The sequence below is a fragment of the Amycolatopsis sp. NPDC006125 genome (genome assembly GCF_040614195.1).
In the GTDB taxonomy this organism is placed as follows: domain Bacteria; phylum Actinomycetota; class Actinomycetes; order Mycobacteriales; family Pseudonocardiaceae; genus Amycolatopsis_E; species Amycolatopsis_E tucumanensis.
Window position 1 is genome coordinate 1 of record NZ_JBEXTZ010000083.1, and the last position, 18,992, is coordinate 18,992.

Sequence of the window (18,992 nt, forward strand, 5' to 3'; positions counted from 1 at the left end):
GCCCCGGGCGGGGGCGGCCGCGGGGGCTGGGCCTACACGGCGGCCAGCGCTGCCGAGACCGCGCGGCCCGTCAGCACCTTGGCCAGCTCCTGCCGGTACTCCACGTCCGCGTTGCCGTCCGCCGTGGGGCTGGTGCCTTCGGCGGCGTGGGCGGCCGCGGCGCGGATCGTGTCGTCGGACGCCGACTGGCCCACCAGGGCCTGCTCGACCGCGGTGGCCCGCACCGGCACCGACGCCATGTTCGTCAGCGCGACCCGGGCCTCGGCGATCGTGTCGCCGTCCGTGCGGACCGTGGCCGCCACCGCGACCATCGACCACGCCTGGGCGACCCGGTTGAACTTCTCGTAGTGCGCCTTCCACCCGGTGTGCTTCGGCACGCGGATCTCGACCAGGATCTCGCCCGGCTCCAGCGCCGTCGTGAAAAAGTCCTGGAAGAACTCCGCCGCCGACACGGTCCGCCTGCCGCTGCTGCTCGCGATCACCATCTCGGCGTCCATCGCCAGCGCGGGGGCCAGCAGGTCGCCTGCCGGGTCCGCGTGCGCGATCGAACCGCCGAACGTGCCGCGGTGCCGCACCTGCGGGTCGGCCACCGTGTCGGTCGCCCTGGCCAGCAGCGCGGCGTGCTCGGCGACCAGCTGGTCGCGCTGCACGTCGTAGTGCGTGGTCATGGCGCCGATCACGATCGCGTCGCCGTCGTCGCGGACGCCCCGCAGCTCGGTGATCCTGCCGAGATCGATGAGCGTCGTCGGCGCGGCCAGCCGCATCCGCAGCACCGGCAGCAGACTCTGCCCACCGGCCAGCACCTTGGCGTCCTCACCGGCCGCGGCCAGTGCCTGCACCGCCTCGTCCACAGTGGACGGCGCGACGTAGTCGAAGGCAGCGGGGATCACTGCGCACCTCCCGAAGCGTCGATGGAACCCAGTCCGCCGCCGGCCTCCGCACCGACACCGCCGGCATCGGTGCGACCGCGGTGGATCGCCGACCACACCCGCATGGGCGAGCACGGCATCTCGATGTCGTTGACCCCGAACTGCCGCACGGCGTCCACGACCGCGTTGACCACCGCCGGGGTGGAGGCGATCGTGCCCGCCTCGCCGACGCCCTTGACGCCGAGCGGGTTCGACGTCGCCGCCGTCTCGGTGCGGTCGGTGACGAACGACGGCAGGTCGGCCGCCGAGGGCAGCAGGTAGTCGGCGAACGTGCCGGTGGTCAGCGTGCCGCTCTCGTCGAACACCGCCTCCTCGTAGAGGGCCTGCGCGATGCCCTGGGCGAGACCGCCGTGCACCTGCCCCTCCACGATCAGCGGGTTGACCACCTTGCCCACGTCGTCCACGCACACGTACGAGCGCAGCCGCACCCGCCCGGTCTCGGTGTCCACCTCGGCGGCGCACAGGTGCGTGCCGTGCGGGAACGAGAAGTTCTCCGGGTCGAACACGGCCTCGGAGTCCAGCGTGGGCTCCATGCCCTCGGGCAGGTTGTGCGCGGCGAACGTCGCGAACGCGACGTCCTGGATCGTCGTCGACGTGTCCGTGCCGCGGACGGTGAACTTGCCGCCCTCGAACTCCAGGTCGTCCGGCGAGCACTCCAGCAGGTGCGCGGCGATCGTGCGGGCCTTGTCGACGACCTTCTCGGCGGCCTTGACCACCGCGATGCCACCGACGGCCAGCGACCGCGACCCGTAGGTGTCCATGCCCTTGTGCGAGGACTGCGTGTCGCCGTGGATGACCTCGATGTCCTCGAACGCGACGCCGAGCCGGTCGGCCACGATCTGGCTCCACGCCGTCTCGTGCCCCTGCCCGTGGGCGGAGGCGCCGGTGACGACCTCGACCTTGCCGGTCGGCAGCACGCGGATCGCCGCGTGCTCCCAGCCGCCCGCGCCGTAGTCCAGCGACCCGAGCACCCGCGACGGCGCCAGCCCGCACATCTCGGTGAACGTCGAGATGCCGATGCCCAGCTGCACCGGATCCTTGCGCTCGCGGCGTTCCCGCTGCTCCCGGCGCAGGCCCTCGTAGTCGAACAGCTCCTTGGCACGCTCGGTGGCGGCCTCGTAGTTGCCCGAGTCGTAGGTCAGCCCGCAGACCGTGGTGAACGGGAACTCCTCGTGCTTGATCCAGTTCTTCTCGCGCAGCTCCAGCGGGTCCATGCCCAGCTCGGCGGCCAGCTCGTCCATCATCCGCTCGATCGCGAACGTGGCCTCCGGCCGCCCGGCGCCGCGGTAGGCGTCGGTGAGCGTGGTGTTGGTGAACACGTTCGTGCAGGCGAAGTGGTAGGCCGGGATCTTGTAGATCGCGTTGAACATGAACGCGCCCAGGATCGGCACGCCTGGCCCGACCAGCCCGTTGTACGCGCCCATGTCGGCCAGCAGCTCGACCTTGAGGCCGGTGATGGTGCCGTCGCGGTTCGCGCTGATCGAGATGTCCTGGATCTGGTCGCGGCCGTGGTGCGCGGTCTGCATGCACTCCGACCGGGTCTCGGTCCACTTGACCGGCTTGCCGAGCTTCTGCGCGATGAGGACCGCCATGGTCTCCTCGGGCAGCACGGCGATCTTGCCGCCGAACCCGCCGCCGACGTCCGGCGCGATGACGCGCAGCTTGTGCTCGGGGATGCCGAGCGTCAGCGCCGTCATCGTCTTGAGGATGTGCGGCACCTGGGTGGCCGACCACATGGTGATCTGGGTGCCGGTCGGGTCGACCACGACCGAGCGCGGCTCCATGAACGCGGGCACCAGGCGCTGCTGGCGGAACCGCCGCTTGAGCACGACCTCGCCGCCGGACAGCGCTTCCTCGACGTTGCCGCCCGTGCCGGCCTCGGCCGAGTCGAAGACCCACGTCGCCTGCTTGTTGGTGCCCAGCTCCTCGTGCACCAGCGGCGCGTCGTCGGCGATCGCGTTCTCCAGGCCGAGGACCACGGGCAGTTCCTCGTAGTCCACGTCGATGGCCTCGAGCGCGTCGGCGGCCTCGGCCTTGCTGCGGGCCACGACCACCGCGACGCCCTCGCCGGCGAAGTTGACCCGGTCGGCGGCCAGCACGGGCCGCCGCGGCTGCTTCATGTCCGGCGTGATCGGCCAGGCGCACGGCATGCCGATCGCGCTGTCCGGGTCGAGGTCGCGGGCGGTGTAGACGGCGACGACGCCCGGCATGTCCCGCGCCGCGGCCGTGTCGATGGAACTGATCCGGGCGTGGGCGAACGGGCTGCGCAGGATCGCCACGTGCAGCATCCCGGGCAGCGTGATGTTGTCGGTCCAGCGGGTGCGGCCGGTGATGAGCCGCGCGTCCTCCTTGCGGGTGCGCGCCTTGCCGACCTCGGGTTCGATCGTCGACGTCATGTCACTCGCCCCCGCCCGCGAACGCGCTGGGCGCGCGGGTGACGTCGTCACCGGACACGCGCTCGGCCTCCGGCCCCGCGCCCGGGCTCATCCGCTGCGCCGCGTCCCGCACGGCGCGAACGATGTTCTGGTAACCGGTGCAGCGGCACAGGTTGCCCTCGAGCCCCTCGCGCACGGCGTGCTCGTCCGGGTTCGGGTTGTCGGCGAGCAGGTCGATCGACTGCATGATCATGCCCGGCGTGCAGAACCCGCACTGCAGGGCGTGGTTGTCGTGGAACGCTTCCTGGACCGGGTGGAGCTTGCCGTCGCGGGCCAGGCCCTCGATGGTCGTCACCTCGGCACCGTCGGCCTGCACGGCGAGAACCGAGCAGGACTTCACGCTCTGGCCGTTGAGGTGCACGGTGCAGGCACCGCAGTTGCTGGTGTCGCACCCGATGACGGTGCCGACTTTCCCGAGCGTCTCCCTCAGGTAGTGAACGAGCAACGTGCGGGGTTCGACCTCGTCGGTGTAACTGGTTCCGTCCACGTTGACGGTGATGCGCATGAGGCCTCCAGTGGTGGGAGCTGGGTGATCGGCTTCACAAGCGAGCGTGCTACTTCCGTGCCGTTCGGACAAGTCCTGGTTGGGTGACACTTCACCCCGACTCCCGCACCTGCACGGAAAAACCCAGCTCCACCACCGCAACCGCGGAAACGGCTCGTACGAATTGACCAGTCGCAGGCCTGCGAAAGGGCCAGTCGTGGCCGCACGACAGGGTCAGCCGTGGATCCGCCCGGACAACTCCGTGAGCCGCTTCCCGCCGCCGCCCCACCGCAACGCGATGATCTCCGCGGCGATCGACACCGCGGTCTCCTCCGGTGTGCGGGCGCCGAGGTCGAGTCCGATCGGCGAGGCCAATCGCGACAGTTCCGCCTCTGTCAATCCCGCCTCCCGCAAGCGGGTGAGGCGGTCGTCGTGCGTGCGCCGCGACCCCATCGCCCCGATGTAGCCGACGTCCAGCCGCAAGGCGACCTCCAGCAGCGGCACGTCGAACTTCGGGTCGTGGGTGAGCACCGCGATCACGGTCCGCCGGTCGATGCGGCCCGCCTCCGCCTCCGCCTTGAGGTAGCGGTGCGGCCAGTCCACCACGACGTCGTCGGCGTCCGGGAACCGCGACGCGGTGGCGAAAACCGGACGCGCGTCGCACACCGTGACCTGGTAACCGAGGTAGGCGCCCATGCGGGCCATCGCGGCCGCGAAATCGATCGCGCCGAAGACCAGCATCCGCGGCTGCGGTTCGAAGGAGTTGACGAACACCGCCATGCCCTCGCCGCGCCGCTCGCCCTCGAGCCCGTAGTGCAGCGTTCCGGTGCGCCCGTTGGCGAGCAGGCCGCGCGCGTCGTCGGCGACCGCGTCGTCGATCCGGTCGGTGCCGAGCGTTCCCGCGGTCCGGTCCGGCCACACGATCATGTGCCGCCCGCGCCGCTCCGGGTCCTCGTGCTCGATCACAGTGACCACCGCGACCGGCTCCCCGTGGTGCACCGAGTCGACGACGTCGCCCAGCTCGGGCAGGGTCTCCCTGTCGATCCGCTCGACGTAGATGTCGATGATCCCGCCGCAGGTCAGGCCCACCGCGAACGCGTCGTCGTCGCTCACGCCATAGCGCTGCAGCACCGGCTCGCGGTCGGCGACCACCTGTTGCGCCAGCTCGTACACCGCGCCCTCGACGCAGCCGCCGGACACGCTGCCGACCGCCGTGCCGTCCTCGGTGACCAGCATCGCGGCGCCCGGCGCGCGGGGCGCCGAGGAGAAGGTCGCCACGACCGTGCCGACGCCGACGGCTTCGCCCTCGCGCCAGCGCTTGTACAACTCGTCGAGCACATCATGCATCGCGGATCTCCAGCAGCAGTCGTTCCAGGGTGGCCAGGCTGTGGCCGGCCAGCAAGCGGTCGACGTGCGGGAGCGCGGCCGCGATGCCGGACTGAACCGGAGCGTAGCCTTCGCGTCCCGCGTGCGGGTTCACCCAGAACACCGCGTGCGCCAGGCGGCGCATCCGGGCCATCTGCTCGCCGAGGAGGCTGGGGTCGCCGCGCTCCCAGCCGTCGGAGAACACCGTGACGACGGCGCGGCGCGCGAGCCCGCGCTGCCCCCACCGGTCCAGGAAGATCCGCAGCGTCTCGCCGAGCCGGGTGCCGCCGGCGAAGTCGGGCACCGCGGTGCCCGCGGCGAGCATCGCACGTTCCGGATCGCGCTGCCGCAGCTGCCGGGACACCCTGGTCAGCCGGGTGCCGAGGGTGAACACCTCGACGGCGGCCGGCGCGCGGCGCACGACCACGTGCGCGAACCGCAGCAGCGAGTCGGCGTACGGGCTCATCGACCCGGACACGTCGAGCAGCAGCACCACCCGTCGCGGGCGGGTGGACCGGTTCCGGTGCGCGAGCCGGACCGGTTCGCCACCGCCCGCCAGCATCGCGCGCAACGTCCGGCCGGGGTCGAGCGCGCCGCGGCGCGCGGGCCTGCTGCGCAGGGACTTCCGCATCGGCGGTTGCGGCCGCAGCACCGCCATCAGCTCCCGCAGGTGCTCGCGTTCGGCCTTGGTCAGCTCCGCGAGGTCGCGTTCCCGCAGCACTTCCGCGTCGGTGGCGGCGACGCGCAGCTGCTCGTCGTCCGACTCGGCCTCGCCCTGGCCCGCGGACTGCGACACCAGTGCGGCCATGCGGGACCGCTGCTCGCGGCGGACGGTGGCCGGCCGCGGTTCCGGTGGCGCGGCGGCGAACCACTGCGCGAACGCGTCGTCGTAGCGGATCAGGTCGTCCGGGTCCGAGCACAGCGTCAGCCTGCCCGCCCAGTACAGCTGGTCCGCCTCGCCGACGTCCAGCCGCTCGACCGCGTCGAGGTAGGCCTGCACCCGCTGCGGCCCGCAGGCGACGCCGGCTTCGCGCAGCGCGGTGGCGAAGCCGACGAATCCGGCCAGCGGGTCCTGGGTGCTCACGTGTTCATTGTTACGCGAAAATCCGATGTGAGGGGTTCCGCGTGCCGAACCAGGTCGCGAACGCCTCCTCCAGACCGGCCGTGCCGCCGTCCTCTGCTGCCCACGCGACATGCCCGTCGGGCCTGATCAGGGCCTTGAGATCGGGCCGCCCGACGACTTCCCCCGGCGCCGGGCGGACCCGCTCGTCGTCGATCCGCGCGCCGATCAGGACGGCCCGGCCGTCGCGGCAGTGGTCGGCGAGACGGCTGCCGTCGGTGAACTCGAAGTCCGGCGCGCTCTTGCCGGCCAGGTCGTGGTCGCTGTCGACCGGGTAGCGGTGCAGCACGCCGGACAGCTTCTTCGCCAGGTACGTCGCCCCGTCGCCGGTGGCGAGCAGGTCGGTGAGCACCGAGCGCAGGGCCTTGGCGTGCGGATCGGGCCGCATCGCCGCGATCTGAGCGCGGGTCCACTCCAGCACCCACTCGCCGATCGGGTGCCGTTCGACCGGGTAGGTGTCGAGCAGCCCGTCCGGCGCGTCGCCGCGCACCGTCGCGGCGAGTTTCCAGCCGAGGTTGACCGCGTCGCCGATGCCGAGGTTGAGCCCCTGCCCGCCGAACGGCGAGTGGACGTGCGCCGCGTCGCCGGCGAGCAGCACCCGGCCCCGGCGGTAGGTGGTGGCCTGGCGGGCGTTGTCGGTGAACCGCGTGGCGCTGCGGATCGACCTGACCGTGACGTCCACTCCGGACACCCGGCGGATGCTGTCCTGCAGCTCGGCGACCGTGACCGGCGAGGTGCGGTCCGCTGGCGGGCCGTCGAACTCGACGGTCAGGATCCGTCCCGGCAGCGGGCCGTGCACGTAGACGCCGGTGCTCGTGCGGTGCCAGCCCAGCCCGAGCGCGTCCGCGCCGTCCAGGTCGGCCAGCGCCTGGCGCCCGGTGATCTCCGGATCGGTGCCGGGGAAGTCGAACCCGGCCAGCTTGCGCACCAGGCTGCGGCCACCGTCGCAGCCGACGAGCCAGCCCGCGCGGACCCGGTCGCCGCCGACGAAGACCGTCACGCCGTCGTCGTCCGCATCGAACCCGGTGACCTCGGCGCCCCGGCGCACGACCGCCCCCAGGCCGGTCGCGTGCTCCGCCAGCACCTTCTCCACGGTCTGCTGGCCCACCAGCTGCAGGTTGGCGGCCGGACCCGCGTCCCGGAACGCGGGGTCGGCGAAGTCGACCAGGTCGAGGCCGACCATGATCCCGCCGAAGTGCCCGGCGATCGGCGGCGGCGCCGATTTCGCCCGCGACAGCATCGCTTTCACCTGCGCCATGCCCTGCCGCGTCTCGTGTTCGAGCCGCTCCAGCAGGCCGCGCCGGTAGAGCGCCTCACCCGTCGCGAGGTTGATCGAGCCCGCCTTGAGGGTCGGATCGATCTCGGTCCGCCGCTCCACGACCAGCACGTCCACCCCGCCGAGCCGCAACTCGCCCGCCAGCATCAGGCCGACCGGCCCGCCCCCGGAGATCACCACGTCGAAGTCCATGGCCCCATCGTGCCACAAACTTTTACTCGGTCAAAATTTTGGTTCGGTATAGGATTCTGCTGTGGGACTGCGCGAAGAAAAGAAGCGGGCCACGCGACGGCACATCTCCGACGTCGCGACCGGCCTGTTCGCCGTCAAGGGCTTCGACAATGTGACCGTCGCCGAGGTCGCGGAGGCCGCGGGCGTCTCGAAGATGACCGTGTTCAACTACTTCCCGCGCAAGGAGGACCTCTTCCTCGACCGGCACGACGACCGGCTCCGCGAACTGGAGCGGGTCGTCCGGGAGCGGCCCGCCGGACAGGACGTGGTGACCGCGCTGCGGCGGTACCACCACGAACTGGTGCGGCAACGCCATCCGCTGTCCGGGACGCGGCCGGGGACGGTGGGGTTCCTGTCGATCCTGCGCGCCAGCCCGGCGCTCGTCACGCGCACCTACGAGCAGTCCCGCGAGATCGCCGCGATGCTGGCGGACGTGCTGACCGAGGAGACCGGCGACCCGGTGGAAGCGCGGCTGACGGCGAACCTGCTGACCGCCGCGATCGACTCGATCTACGAGCGGGCGACCAGCCGCATGCTGGACGGCGACGATCCCGACGACGTGCACCGCGACCAGCCCGCGGTGATCGACCGGGCCTTCGACCTGCTGCAGCACGGCCTCGGTGGGGTGAAGCCGCGATCGCCTCGCGCGAGCGCGGCGGATCGCCGGCCAACCGGTTGATCCGCCCGCGCTCGCCGCGCGGATCGGCGACCGGCTTCTCGGAGTACCGCGGGGAACGTTCGCTCACGCCGGCGCCGCGCCGATCACCATGTTCACGCGCGACGGCCACCAGCCCACTCTCGCGAATTTCGCGGCCACCGCGCGCAACGCGATCGACGCGGGCTTCACCGGTGTCGAGGTGCACGCGGCGGGCGCAGACCTCGTCTCCCTCGGCCGCACGTTCCTCGCCAACCCGGACCTGGTGACCCGCCTGCGCCTCGCGCATTGCTGAAACCGTTGCGGGACAAAGATTTCTCCGGCACCGGCGGCGAGTCGGGCCACCCCGGCCACTCGCCCTCGATACGGTCGCCGGGTGACCCATCTCGACATGACCCGCGCCGCCTACGACACCGTGGCGGTCGACTACGCGAAACTCCTCGAAGGCCTCCTGGAGCAGACTCCGGAGGACCTGGCGATGTTGCGGCTCTTCGCAGACTACGTGCGCCGCGACGGCGGGCAGGTGGCGGACATCGGCTGCGGCACCGGGCGGGTGACGACGTACCTGGACTCGCTGGGGGTTCCAGTCTTCGGCATCGACCTGTCGCCCGGCATGCTGGCGGAGGCGCGGCGGCGCTACCCGCACCTGCGGTTCGAGGTCGGCTCCATGTCCGACCTGGCGCTGGAGGACGCCAGCCTGGGCGGGATCCTCGCGTTCTACTCGATCATCCACACCCCGCCGGAGCTGCTGCCGGAGGTGTTCGCGGAGTTCGCGCGGGTCCTCGCGCCGGGCGGGCACCTGATGGTGGCGTTCCAGGTCGGCGACGAGCGCAAGCGCCTCGAACAGGCTTACGGGCACACGGTTTCCTACGACGCCTACCGCCTGCCGCCGGACCGCATCACGGAACTGCTGGCGGACGCCGGGCTCCCGGTGACCGCGCGGCTGATCCGCGAGCCCGCGTTCGAGTACGAGACGACTCCGCAGGCGTACCTGCTCGCGCACCGCCCGCGCTGAGGGCCTCCTTCATCGACACCAGGTGAGCCCGGCTCACCACGGCAGCCCTGGCCGCGTCCCCGGCCGCGATGGCGTCCACCAGTCCGGCGTGCGCCTCGTGGTCGGGGCCGCCGGGGTGCAGCCGCAGCATGTCGACCATCGCCTGGCGGACGCGGGGCGCGACGGTGTCGAACAGTTCCACCAGGATCTCGTTGTGCGCGGCCACGACGACGGCGCGGTGGAAGGCCGTGTCCGCGTCGACGAGTTCCTCGATCCCGAACCCCGGATCCAGGCGGCCGGCCAGCGCGCGCCTGATCCGGCGCAGGTCCGCGGGCGTGCGGCGCGCGGCCGCCAGCGCAGCCGCTTCGGACTCGATCGCGATGCGGGTTTCCACCACCGCGACGATCCCGGCGCGCCGCAGGACCGCGTCCCAGTCCTCCCGCACGTCGTGGGCGAGGACGAACACGCCCGCGCCCTGACGCGTCTCCAGCACACCCTTCGCCGCCAGCTCGCGGATCGCTTCCCGGACCGTCGACCGGCCCACGCCGAGCTGCGGCGCGAGCGTCGTCTCGCCGGGCAGCTTCGCGCCCAGTGGCCACTCGCCCGACCGGATCCGCGCCAGCAGCAGATCCGCGGCCTGCTCGGCCAGCCGGTGCCGCCGCACCTGTTCCACCGACAGCTCCTCTACTTGTCTGCGGAGTTGTGTTAGATTCTAGCCCATGATCACGCGCGTTCTCCTCCTTCGCCGCCACGGCGGGGCCTGACCGGACCGGCTCCCCGCCGTGGGAGCCGTGCTGCGCCGGTCGTCACCCCACGACCAGAGGAACGCGAACATGTACCGCTGGAACACCCAGCACCCCTCCCCGATGCCCTCCCACCGGTACCGCGACGTGTACGCCCGCGTGCCGGTGCCACTGTCCGAACGGGACTGGCCGGCCAACCGGCTCACGCAGGCGCCGCTGTGGGTCCCGGTCGACCTGCGGGACGGCAACCAGGCACTCGCCGAACCGATGGACCCGGAACGCAAGCGGCGCTTCTTCGAGCTCATGGTCGAGATGGGCTACAAGGAGATCGAGGTCGGCTACCCGTCGGCTTCGCAGACCGACTACGACTTCGTCCGCCTCATCGCGGAAACCGGCCTCGCGCCGGAGGACGTCACGATCGTCGTGTTCACCCCGGCCCGGCGCGACCTCATCGAGCGCACAGTCGAGTCCGTCGCCGGGATGCCGAACCCGGTGGTGATCCACCTGTACGCGGCGACCGCGCCGGTCTGGCGCGAGGTGGTCCTCGGCCGCGACCGGGACGAGTTGAAGGCGCTGATCGTGGCCGCGGGCGAGGACGTGCTGCGGCTGGCCGGCGACCGGGTCCGGTTCGAGTTCTCGCCCGAGGTGTTCAACCTGACCGAGCCCGACTACGTGCTCGACCTGTGCTCGACGATGACCGCGCTGTGGGACGCGAGCCCGGACCGGCCGGTGATCCTCAACCTCCCCGCCACCGTCGAGGTGGCCACACCCAACGTCTACGCGGACCAGATCGAGTACGTGTCGAAGAACCTCGACCGGCGCGACTCGGTGATCCTGTCCGTGCACCCGCACAACGACCGCGGCACCGGGATCGCCTGCGCCGAGCTGGCCCTCCTCGCCGGGGCGCAGCGCGTCGAGGGCTGCATCTTCGGCAACGGCGAGCGCACCGGGAACGTCGACATCGCCACGCTCGCGCTGAACCTGCACGCGCAGGGGATCGACCCGATGATCGACTTCTCGGACATTGACCGGATCCGGCGGACGGTGGAGCACTGCACGCGGCTGCCCGTGCACGAACGGCACCCCTATGTGGGCGACCTCGTGCACACGGCGTTTTCGGGCACGCACCAGGACGCGATCCGCAAGGGCCTCGCCGAGCACCGGGTCCGCGCGGCGGCGGCCGGTGTGCCGCAACGGGAGCTGGAGTGGCGGGTGCCGTACCTGCCGGTCGACCCGGCGGACCTCGGCCGCACCTACGAGGCCGTCATCCGGGTGAACTCGCAGTCCGGCAAGGGCGGTATCGCGCACCTGCTGAGCACCGGTTACGGCGTCGAACTCCCACGGCGGCTGCAGATCGACTTCGCGCGGCACGTCCAGCGGCACACCGACCGGACCGGCGCGGAAGTGACGGCGAAGGAGCTGTGGGAACTGCTGCGGGAGGTGTACCTGGATTCGCCAGCGGTGTCCGGGGAGGTGCTGGAGCGGACGGCCTGCGCCACCGCCTCCGGTGAGGTGCTCGCGTTCGTGGAGTACGCGGCGCCGGACGGGCGCGGGTGGATCGGCGGGCGCGGGCGCACGGAGGCGGAGGCGATCGCGGAAGCCCTCGCCCGGGTGGGCTAAGCCAGCACCGTGTCGAGTTTGGCGCGGACTCGGTCGAGGTCCTCGGAGTACTTGAGGACCGCGCCGAGGGTCCGGGCGGCGATTTCCGCGTCCAGCTCGCTGCGGTTGAGCGCCAGCAACGCCTGCGCCCAGTCCAGCGACTCGGCGATCCCAGGCGGTTTCAGCAGCTCCAGCTCACGCAGCCGGCGGACGGCCGCGGCCACCTGCGTCGCGAGCCGTTCGCCGACTCCGGGCAGCCTGCGGCGCAGGATGGCGACCTCGCGGGCCAGGTCGGGGTGCTCCAGCCAGTGGTAGAGGCAGCGCCGCTTCAGCGCGTCGTGCACCTCGCGCGTCCGGTTCGAGGTCAGCAGCACCAGCGGTGGCTGCGCGGCCCGGATCTCGCCGAATTCCGGGATCGTCACGGCGTTCTCGTCGAGCAGTTGCAGCAGGAACGCCTCGAACTCGTCGTCGGCGCGGTCGATCTCGTCGACCAGCAGCACGCACGGCGACTCCTTCAGCGCCCGCAGCAACGGCCGGGCCAGCAGGAACCGCTCGGTGAACAGCGACTGCTCCGCGGCTTCGACGTCCAGGTGCTCGCGGCCGGCTTCCAGCGCGCGCAGGTGCAGCAGCTGGCGCGGGAAGTCCCATTCGTACAGCGCCTGCGCCGCGTCGATGCCCTCGTGGCACTGCAACCGCACCAGCGGCAGGCCGAGCGCCTCCGACAGCGACACGGCCAGCGAGGTCTTCCCCGTGCCCGGTTCGCCTTCGCAGAACAGCGGGCGCTGCATGCGCAACGCGAGGAACGCGGCGGTGGCGACGCCCTCGTCGGCCAGGTAGCCGACCCGGTCCAGCTCCGTCGCCAGCTCTTCGGGTGAGTTGACCTTCACCCCTCCACCCTAAGGGGTTCGCCCGCCGTTGACAGCCACTCCGCCCGCAATTATCTTTGCTTGCAAATCTACTTTGGGAGTTGAGATGCCTCATCTGACCGTGCACGTCCTGGAGAGCGACCTGGCCGGGCGCGAGACCGAGCTGATCGAAGGCCTGACCGAGGCGATCGTCGCCGTGTACGGGGAATGGGCGCGGGAGATCGCGGTCGTGCGGCTGGTCGGGGTGCCGCCGAACCGGTGGGGCATCGGGGGCAAGCCGGCGTCCGCGCCCGCGCCGTCGGTGCTCTTCGGGATCCGGGAAGCGGCGTTCGAGCGTCCGGACGCGGACGACATCGTGGCCAGGCTGGTGGCCGGGGTGACCGACGCGATCGTGGCGGTGTTCGGGGAGCGCGTGCGGGCCGGGGTGACGGTGGAACTGGTGGGGACACCCGCGGGGCGGACCGGTGTCGGCGGGGTGGTCGCCGCTTAGCGGGGCGGGTCCGGGGCCCGGGTCCGGCGAAGTGCACGTGCGGCATGGCGCCGCTCAGCGGGGCAGGTTCGCCGGGGGTCCTCATGCAACCAAGGGGGACCGTCGAACTCGGCGGCACACCCACCGGGCCGGCCAGCCTCCGCGGAGTCGACGCCGCCTAGCGGGCCGGGTCCGCTGAGGTGTCCACCTCCGGCCAAAGGCGACCACCGAACTCCACGGGACACCCGGCGGGCGGCCTGGTATCGGCGGGGGGTCGCCGCCTGGCGGGCAGGTCCGGGGTCCAGCAGGAAGCATCTGCGGGCCGGAATCCCGGCGAAGGGCGCCTGCCGGTGAACCGGCGTGGCCCGGGGTTGTCGCCGCCTGGCGGGGCAGGTCCGCGGGGGTATCCACGTCCGGCCATGGGTGACCACCGAACTCCACGGGACACCCGCCGGGCGGACCGGTGTCAGCGGGGTGGTCGCCGCTTAGCGCGGCCGGTCCGGGGCCGGAATCCCGGCCAAGTGCACCTGCCGGCGGACCAGCCTCCGCGGCGCCGGCGCCGCTCAGCGCCGCAGGTCCGCTGGGGTGTCCACGTCCTGGCCGCCGCCCAGGTCGGCGCACTCCACCAGCCGCAGGTCGGTGCGGCCGCGGAGCCAGTCGCGGGCTCCGCGGTCCCCCGAGGCGCTCTCCGCGACCTCGTCCCACCAGCGGCGGCCGAACAGCACCGGATGCCCCGGCACCCCGTCGTAGGCGGCGCGCGCGACCACATCCGGCGAGGCCAGCGCCCGCAGCCGCGCCACGATGCGGGCGTCCACCCCGGGCAGGTCGACCAGGTGCACCAGCACGGCCGACGCGTCCGGCAGTGCCCGCAGCCCGGCCCGCAGCGACGCGCCCATTCCGCTGGCCCAGTCCGGCGACTCGACCGCCCACGACGGATCCGGCAGCAACGCCCGCACATCCGAAGCCTGCGCGCCAACCACCACCCGCACCGGCGCACAGCCACCGTCGGTCAGCGCGCGCAAAGCCCGGCGCAGCAACGGTTCCCCGTCCAGTTCGACCAGCGCCTTCGGACGCCCCATCCGCCGCCCGGCGCCGGCCGCCAGCAGCAGCCCGGCGCACTCACCCACGGCGCGCCTGCGCGGGTGCGACGGCCAGGTCGTCCTCGATGCGCTTCGCGGCGGCCAGCAGCGGCGGCACCATCTCCTCGATCACCGTCTCCCGCGGCGTGCGGCTGGCGTGGGTGGACACGTTCACCGCCGCCACGACGCGGCCCTGCCGGTCCCGGATCGGCGCCGCGACCGACCGCAGGCCCTCCTCCAGCTCCTGGTCCACCAGCGCCCAGCCCTGCTGCCGCACCGCCGCCAGCTCGGCCCGCAACGCGGCGGGCGAGGTGAGCGTGTGCGAGGTCAGCCGCTGCAACTCGGCCTGCTCCAGGTACCGGGCGAACCCCTCGTCGTCGAGCCCGGCGAGCAGCACGTGCCCCATCGAGGTGGCGTAGGCCGGGAACCGCGTGCCGACGTTGATGCTCACCGTCATGATCCGGGACACCGCGACACGCGCGACGTAGACGATGTCGGCGCCCTCCAGCACGGACACCGAACTCGACTCGCGCACCTCCGCGGACAGCCGCTCCAGGTGCGGCTGCGCGACCTCGGGCAGCGTCATGCTGGACAGGAACGCGTAGCCGAGCTCCAGCACACGCGCGGTCAGCGAGAAGTACTTCCCGTCCGTGCGCACGTACCCGAGGTCGACGAGCGTCAGCAGGAACCGCCGGGCCGCGGCGCGGGTCAGGCCGGTCGAGCGCGCCACGTCGGACAGCGTCAGCTCGGGCGACCCGGCGCCGAACGCGCGGATCACGGCCAGGCCGCGTTCCAGCGACTGGACGTGGTGCGCGCCGCGCTCGGTCGGTTCCATATTCCCAATCTAACTGCGGCGCGAAGCGCCTCCGTCGAGGGTGGTGGCGGGCGACGGGCGGGATTATTGGGCGCGCGGCTGGGCGGTGGGCTCTCCCATCTCGGCCAGTGTCTTCTGCGCGATGGCGAACGCCTCGTTGGCCGCCGGCACCCCCGCGTACACGCCGGCGTGCAGCAGCACCTCGCCGATCTCGTCGGCCGTCAGCCCGTTGCCGACGGCGGCGCGGACGTGCATCGCGATCTCGCCGTGGCAGTGCAGCGCGGTGAGCACGGCCAGCGTGATGCAGCTGCGGGTCTTGCGGTCCAGGCCCTCGCGGGTCCAGATCGAGCCCCACGCGGCGCGGGTGATGTAGTCCTGGAACTTCTGCGCGAACTCGGTCGCGTTGGCGGTGGCGCGGTCGACGTGCGCGTCGCCCAGCACCTCGCGCCGGACCTTCATGCCCGCGTCGTACAGCTCGTCGCTCATCGCGCCCCCTTCAGGTGCTCCAGGAGCAGTTCGGTGAACTTGCCTGCCTGCTCATAGCTGCCCAGATGGGCGGCGTGGTCGATCACCTCGAACTTCGCGCCCGGGATGCCGTCGGCGATGACCTGCCCGTGCGAGGGCGGCAGCGCGGCGTCGTCGGCTCCCGAGATCACCAGGGTCGGCGCGGTGATCGTGCCCAGCCCGGCGGTCAGGTCGAGCCCGGCGATGGCCTCGCAACACGACGCGTAGCCCTCGGCCGGGGTCGTGGCCGTCATCTGCCGCAGCTCCTCGGCCAGTTCGGGGTTCGCCGAGATCCAGTCCGGCGTGAACCACCGGCCGATGCTGCCCTCGGCGATCGTCGCCATGCCCTCGGCACGCACCTGCTTCGCGCGCCCGGTCCACATGTCGACGTTGCCGGGCTTGACCGAGGTGAACGTCAGGGCCAGCGATCGGATCCGCGACGGCGCGTGCTGCCCGAGCCAGGCGCCGGTCATCCCGCCCAGCGACAGGCCGACGAAGTGCGCGGACTCGACGCCGAGCGTGTCCAGCAGCTCGACGACGTCACGGCCGAGGTCGGCGATCGAGTACGGCCCCGGCGGCACCGGCGACTGCCCGTGACCCCGCGTGTCGTAGCGGACGACGCGGAAACCGTTGTCCACCAACGGCTTCACCTGCGGCTCCCACATGCGCAGGTTGCTGCCGATGGAGTTGCTCAGGACGACGAGTTCGCCGTCGCCCGCGGTCTCGTAGTGGACCTTCACGAAGTCCCCTTTCGCTTCTCCAGCACCCGTTCGACGAAGACCCGCGCGCTCCCCAGGTAACCGGCCGGGTCCAGCAGTTCGCCGATGCGCTCGCGCGACAGGTGCTTGCCCACCAAGGCGTCCTCGGCCAGCAGATCGGCCAGCTCGCCCTCGCCGGCCAACGCGCGGCGAGTGCACGCGCTCACCGCGTCGTGTGCTTCGAGCCGCCCGGTCTCGGCCGCCAACGCGGTCGTGATCCGTTCGGACAGCAGCGCACCGCGCGTGATGTCCAAGTTCGCGCGCATCCGGTCCGCGTCGACCTGGAGCCGGTCCAGGCTCGTGCGCAGCCAGTGCACGGCGGATCCGGTGCTGCGGAACAGTTCCGTCAGCGGGCGCCACTCGGCGTGCCAGGACCCGGCGGCGCGCTGGTGCTCCTGCGCCATCGCGCCGAGCAGGGTCGCGACCAGTCCGGGCGCCTGCTGCGCGGCCGCCCCGGCCGCCACCGCGGCGACCGGGTTCCGCTTGTGCGGCATGGTGGACGAGCCGCCGCTGCCCTCGGCGACCTCGGCGATCTCCCCGACCTCGGTCTGCGCGAGCAGCACCAGCGACCGCGACGCACCGGCGACCACACCCGCCAACGAACCGAGCGCCCCGGCGAGTTCCGCGATGCGCGTCCGCTCGGTGTGCCACGGCATCGCGGGTTCCGCCAGCCCGAGCCTGCGCGCGAAGGCCGCCAGCACCGCCGGCCCCTGCTCGCCCAGCGACGCCAGCGTGCCGGTCGCCCCGCCGAGCTGCACCGCGAACCGCTGTGCCCGCAACCGGTCCGCGGCCGCGTCCAGCCCGGAGAGCCAGCCTGCGAGCTGGAACCCGAACGTCACCGGCAGCGCCTGCTGCAGCAACGTCCGTCCCGCTTGGACAGTGCCGGCGTGCTCCCGCGCCAGCTCGGCGAGCCGGTCCGCGCACGCCTCGACCTCGCCGAGCAGCACGTCCACCGCACGCGTGGACACCAGCATCGCCGCGGTGTCCACGATGTCCTGGCTGGTCGCGCCGAGGTGCACGACGCGGCCCGCCTCGCCGCCGACCTGCGCGGTCAGCTCCCGCACGAGCGGCGCGGCGGGGTTGCCGACGCCGACGGACTTCGCACCGATCGCGGCGGGGTCGAACTTCCCGTCACGAGCCACGGCGGCGATCCGGTCGGCGTGCTCGCGCGGGATCACGCCCGCGTCCGCCTCCGCCTTCGCCAGCGCCGCTTCCGCGTCGAGCAGTCCCCGTAGCCAGGCGGCGTCGGAGACCTCGTCGCGGACCGGCCCGGCGGCGAGAATCGGGTCGAACAGGTCAGACATCGAAGAACACTGTCTCAGCCTCACCCTGGAGACGCACGTCGAAGCGGTAGCCGTCGTCGGTCTTGGCAGCGATCAGCGTGCCGCGCCGGTCCTCCGGCACCGAGTTCAGCACCGCGTCGGCGGCGTTGGCCTCGGTGTTCTCCGGGAAGTAGATGCGCGTGACGACCCGGTGCAGCAGCCCGCGCGCGAACACCGACACGTCGATGTGCGGGGCCTGCGTCGCGCCGTTCTCGCCCGGGATCGCGCCCGGCAGCAGGGTGAGGATCTCGTAGCTGCCGTCCGGCTTGGTCGGGCAGCGGCCGAACCCGCGGAACCCGGGAACGCGGCCGCGCGGGTCGTCCGGGTGGTCGAAGCGGCCCTGCGGATCGGCCTGCCAGGTCTCGATCATCGCGTCCGGGACCGGGTTGCCCTCGCCGTCGGTGACGGTGCCGCGGATCCACACCGCGCCCTCGGTGCCCTCGGGCACCACCGTCGGGCCGTCCTCCCAGGGCAGGCCGATCGCGAGGTAGGGGCCGACGGTCTGCGAAGGGGTCGTCATTCGTCTTCCTCTGTGTTCTGCGGGACACCCGCACCCGGTCGGACGAGCAAGCGCGAAAAGGGCCAAGTGTCGCTCACTCGTCCTCCTCCTCCTCGTTCTCGAACACCGACTGCTCGCGCCCGCGCACCACGATGTCGAACTCGAACGCCAGCGCCCAGTGATCGGTGGTTCGGCTGTAGTCGAACCGCGAGATCATCCGCTGCCGCGCCTTCTCGTCCGGGATCGAGTTGAAGATCGGGTCCTGGAAGAACAGCGGGTCGTCCGGGAAGTACATCTGCGTCACCAGGCGCTGCGTGAACGCCTGCCCGAACACCGAGAAGTGGATGTGCGCTGGCCGCCAGGCGTTGTCGTGGTTCTTCCACGGGTACGCGCCCGGCTTGATGGTGGTGAACTCGTACCGGCCTTCCGAGTCGGTGATGGTGCGGCCGACGCCGTCGAAGTTCGGGTCCAGCGGCGCGGGCCAGTTGTCGCCGATGTGCCGGTAGCGGCCGCCCGCGTTGGCCTGCCAGATCTCGATCAGCGAGTTCGGGATGCCCCGGCCGTCGCCGTCGAGGAGGCGGCCGTGCACCAGGATGCGCTGCCCCTGCGGCTCTTCCGCGTGCTGGCGGGTCAGGTCGTTGTCGAACTCACCGAGGCGGCCGGGGCCGAGCAGCGGGCCGGTCACCTCGGTGAGCATCTGCGGCAGCAGAACGAGCGGCTGCTTCGGGTGCCGCAGGGCCGTCGACCGGTAGCCCGGTGAGTCCAGCGGCGGGTGCGTGCCCTCCGGGTCCCGCCGGTAGCGCGGCAGGATCAGCTTGTTACTCGTCGGTGCTGCCATAGCACGGTTTCC

At 72.2% G+C, this 18,992-nt stretch carries 20 protein-coding genes; 5 read left to right on the forward strand and 15 right to left on the reverse strand.

From position 1 onward, the window contains the following. Positions 1-32: 32 nt before the first annotated feature. The 6 genes from ABZ193_RS32325 to ABZ193_RS32350 all read right to left on the reverse strand — a co-directional run bounded on the left by ABZ193_RS32325 (position 33) and on the right by ABZ193_RS32350 (position 7,801). The gene (locus ABZ193_RS32325; protein WP_237335970.1) at positions 33-890 is read right to left on the reverse strand and encodes a xanthine dehydrogenase family protein subunit M; all 858 of its coding nucleotides are present in this window, start codon (positions 888-890) and stop codon (positions 33-35) included. Continuing rightward, positions 887-3,325, reverse strand: coding sequence for a molybdopterin cofactor-binding domain-containing protein (locus ABZ193_RS32330; RefSeq protein WP_354712572.1), 2,439 nt, complete (start codon positions 3,323-3,325; stop codon positions 887-889). Before ABZ193_RS32330 ends, ABZ193_RS32325 begins: the two co-directional genes overlap by 4 nt. A gap of 1 nt (position 3,326) precedes the next feature. Beyond that, positions 3,327-3,869, reverse strand: coding sequence for a (2Fe-2S)-binding protein (locus ABZ193_RS32335; RefSeq protein WP_020422544.1), 543 nt, complete (start codon positions 3,867-3,869; stop codon positions 3,327-3,329). 213 nt (positions 3,870-4,082) lie between these two features. Next, on the reverse strand, positions 4,083-5,195 hold the full coding sequence (locus tag ABZ193_RS32340; RefSeq protein WP_354712573.1) for an XdhC/CoxI family protein: 1,113 nt from the start codon (positions 5,193-5,195) through the stop codon (positions 4,083-4,085). Beyond that, entirely contained in the window at positions 5,188-6,297 is a 1,110-nt protein-coding gene (locus ABZ193_RS32345; protein WP_354712574.1) for a VWA domain-containing protein, read from the reverse strand. The genes ABZ193_RS32340 and ABZ193_RS32345 overlap by 8 nt, the downstream gene beginning before the upstream one ends. Positions 6,298-6,307: 10 nt before the next feature. Beyond that, entirely contained in the window at positions 6,308-7,801 is a 1,494-nt protein-coding gene (locus ABZ193_RS32350) for an FAD-dependent monooxygenase (protein WP_354712575.1), read from the reverse strand. A gap of 61 nt (positions 7,802-7,862) precedes the next feature. Between ABZ193_RS32350 and ABZ193_RS32355 the strand changes: the two genes are divergently transcribed. The 3 genes from ABZ193_RS32355 (at position 7,863) to ABZ193_RS32365 (ending at position 9,510) form a co-directional block, all read left to right on the forward strand. After that, complete coding sequence (locus tag ABZ193_RS32355) at positions 7,863-8,519, forward strand: TetR/AcrR family transcriptional regulator (protein WP_237335973.1); 657 nt, start codon at positions 7,863-7,865, stop codon at positions 8,517-8,519. A gap of 88 nt (positions 8,520-8,607) precedes the next feature. Then, entirely contained in the window at positions 8,608-8,790 is a 183-nt protein-coding gene (locus tag ABZ193_RS32360) for a hypothetical protein (protein WP_354712576.1), read from the forward strand. A gap of 96 nt (positions 8,791-8,886) precedes the next feature. After that, positions 8,887-9,510 carry a class I SAM-dependent methyltransferase gene (locus tag ABZ193_RS32365; protein WP_027934495.1) on the forward strand — a complete coding sequence of 208 codons (624 nt, stop codon included), beginning with the start codon at positions 8,887-8,889 and terminating at the stop codon, positions 9,508-9,510. Here the strand turns inward: ABZ193_RS32365 and ABZ193_RS32370 are convergent. Beyond that, positions 9,395-10,162 carry an FCD domain-containing protein gene (locus ABZ193_RS32370; RefSeq protein ID WP_354712577.1) on the reverse strand — a complete coding sequence of 256 codons (768 nt, stop codon included), beginning with the start codon at positions 10,160-10,162 and terminating at the stop codon, positions 9,395-9,397. The genes ABZ193_RS32365 and ABZ193_RS32370 overlap by 116 nt on opposite strands. Positions 10,163-10,322: 160 nt before the next feature. Between ABZ193_RS32370 and ABZ193_RS32375 the strand changes: the two genes are divergently transcribed. Then, positions 10,323-11,852 (forward strand): 2-isopropylmalate synthase, encoded by a 1,530-nt coding sequence (locus tag ABZ193_RS32375; RefSeq protein WP_020422551.1) that lies wholly within the window; start codon positions 10,323-10,325, stop codon positions 11,850-11,852. Here ABZ193_RS32375 and ABZ193_RS32380 read toward each other — a convergent pair. Beyond that, positions 11,849-12,718 carry a MoxR family ATPase gene (locus tag ABZ193_RS32380; RefSeq protein WP_354712578.1) on the reverse strand — a complete coding sequence of 290 codons (870 nt, stop codon included), beginning with the start codon at positions 12,716-12,718 and terminating at the stop codon, positions 11,849-11,851. The genes ABZ193_RS32375 and ABZ193_RS32380 overlap by 4 nt on opposite strands. A gap of 85 nt (positions 12,719-12,803) precedes the next feature. On the opposite strand from ABZ193_RS32380, the gene ABZ193_RS32385 reads away from it, so the two are divergent. Next, positions 12,804-13,187, forward strand: coding sequence for a tautomerase family protein (locus ABZ193_RS32385; protein ID WP_354712579.1), 384 nt, complete (start codon positions 12,804-12,806; stop codon positions 13,185-13,187). 542 nt (positions 13,188-13,729) lie between these two features. Here ABZ193_RS32385 and ABZ193_RS32390 read toward each other — a convergent pair. The 7 genes from ABZ193_RS32390 to pcaH form a co-directional block, all read right to left on the reverse strand. Beyond that, positions 13,730-14,293, reverse strand: coding sequence for a nucleotidyltransferase family protein (locus tag ABZ193_RS32390; RefSeq protein ID WP_354712580.1), 564 nt, complete (start codon positions 14,291-14,293; stop codon positions 13,730-13,732). Next, positions 14,286-15,080: an IclR family transcriptional regulator gene (locus tag ABZ193_RS32395; protein ID WP_017984324.1), complete on the reverse strand. Its 795-nt coding sequence runs from the start codon at positions 15,078-15,080 to the stop codon at positions 14,286-14,288. Before ABZ193_RS32395 ends, ABZ193_RS32390 begins: the two co-directional genes overlap by 8 nt. A gap of 63 nt (positions 15,081-15,143) precedes the next feature. Then, positions 15,144-15,545 (reverse strand): 4-carboxymuconolactone decarboxylase, encoded by a 402-nt coding sequence (gene pcaC / locus ABZ193_RS32400; RefSeq protein ID WP_354712581.1) that lies wholly within the window; start codon positions 15,543-15,545, stop codon positions 15,144-15,146. Continuing rightward, on the reverse strand, positions 15,542-16,303 hold the full coding sequence (pcaD, locus tag ABZ193_RS32405) for a 3-oxoadipate enol-lactonase (RefSeq protein WP_354712582.1): 762 nt from the start codon (positions 16,301-16,303) through the stop codon (positions 15,542-15,544). Before pcaD ends, pcaC begins: the two co-directional genes overlap by 4 nt. Next, positions 16,300-17,625, reverse strand: a complete 1,326-nt coding sequence (gene pcaB / locus ABZ193_RS32410; RefSeq protein WP_354712583.1) for a 3-carboxy-cis,cis-muconate cycloisomerase — start codon at positions 17,623-17,625, stop codon at positions 16,300-16,302. Before pcaB ends, pcaD begins: the two co-directional genes overlap by 4 nt. Next, entirely contained in the window at positions 17,618-18,163 is a 546-nt protein-coding gene (pcaG, locus tag ABZ193_RS32415; RefSeq protein ID WP_020421708.1) for a protocatechuate 3,4-dioxygenase subunit alpha, read from the reverse strand. Before pcaG ends, pcaB begins: the two co-directional genes overlap by 8 nt. Before the next feature lie 73 nt (positions 18,164-18,236). Further along, positions 18,237-18,980, reverse strand: a complete 744-nt coding sequence (pcaH, locus tag ABZ193_RS32420) for a protocatechuate 3,4-dioxygenase subunit beta (RefSeq protein ID WP_020421709.1) — start codon at positions 18,978-18,980, stop codon at positions 18,237-18,239. Positions 18,981-18,992: the final 12 nt, after the last annotated feature.

Coding starts and splice junctions, on each gene's coding strand:
- ABZ193_RS32330 (WP_354712572.1), bottom strand. CDS start 3,325: ATGACGTCGACGATCGAACCCGAGGTCGGCAAGGCGCGCACCCGCAAG.
- ABZ193_RS32335 (WP_020422544.1), bottom strand. CDS start 3,869: ATGCGCATCACCGTCAACGTGGACGGAACCAGTTACACCGACGAGGTC.
- ABZ193_RS32340 (WP_354712573.1), bottom strand. CDS start 5,195: ATGCATGATGTGCTCGACGAGTTGTACAAGCGCTGGCGCGAGGGCGAA.
- ABZ193_RS32350 (WP_354712575.1), bottom strand. CDS start 7,801: ATGGACTTCGACGTGGTGATCTCCGGGGGCGGGCCGGTCGGCCTGATG.
- ABZ193_RS32360 (WP_354712576.1), top strand. CDS start 8,608: ATGTTCACGCGCGACGGCCACCAGCCCACTCTCGCGAATTTCGCGGCC.
- ABZ193_RS32365 (WP_027934495.1), top strand. CDS start 8,887: ATGACCCGCGCCGCCTACGACACCGTGGCGGTCGACTACGCGAAACTC.
- ABZ193_RS32375 (WP_020422551.1), top strand. CDS start 10,323: ATGTACCGCTGGAACACCCAGCACCCCTCCCCGATGCCCTCCCACCGG.
- ABZ193_RS32385 (WP_354712579.1), top strand. CDS start 12,804: ATGCCTCATCTGACCGTGCACGTCCTGGAGAGCGACCTGGCCGGGCGC.
- ABZ193_RS32395 (WP_017984324.1), bottom strand. CDS start 15,080: ATGGAACCGACCGAGCGCGGCGCGCACCACGTCCAGTCGCTGGAACGC.
- pcaC (WP_354712581.1), bottom strand. CDS start 15,545: ATGAGCGACGAGCTGTACGACGCGGGCATGAAGGTCCGGCGCGAGGTG.
- pcaB (WP_354712583.1), bottom strand. CDS start 17,625: ATGTCTGACCTGTTCGACCCGATTCTCGCCGCCGGGCCGGTCCGCGAC.
- pcaG (WP_020421708.1), bottom strand. CDS start 18,163: ATGACGACCCCTTCGCAGACCGTCGGCCCCTACCTCGCGATCGGCCTG.
- pcaH (WP_020421709.1), bottom strand. CDS start 18,980: ATGGCAGCACCGACGAGTAACAAGCTGATCCTGCCGCGCTACCGGCGG.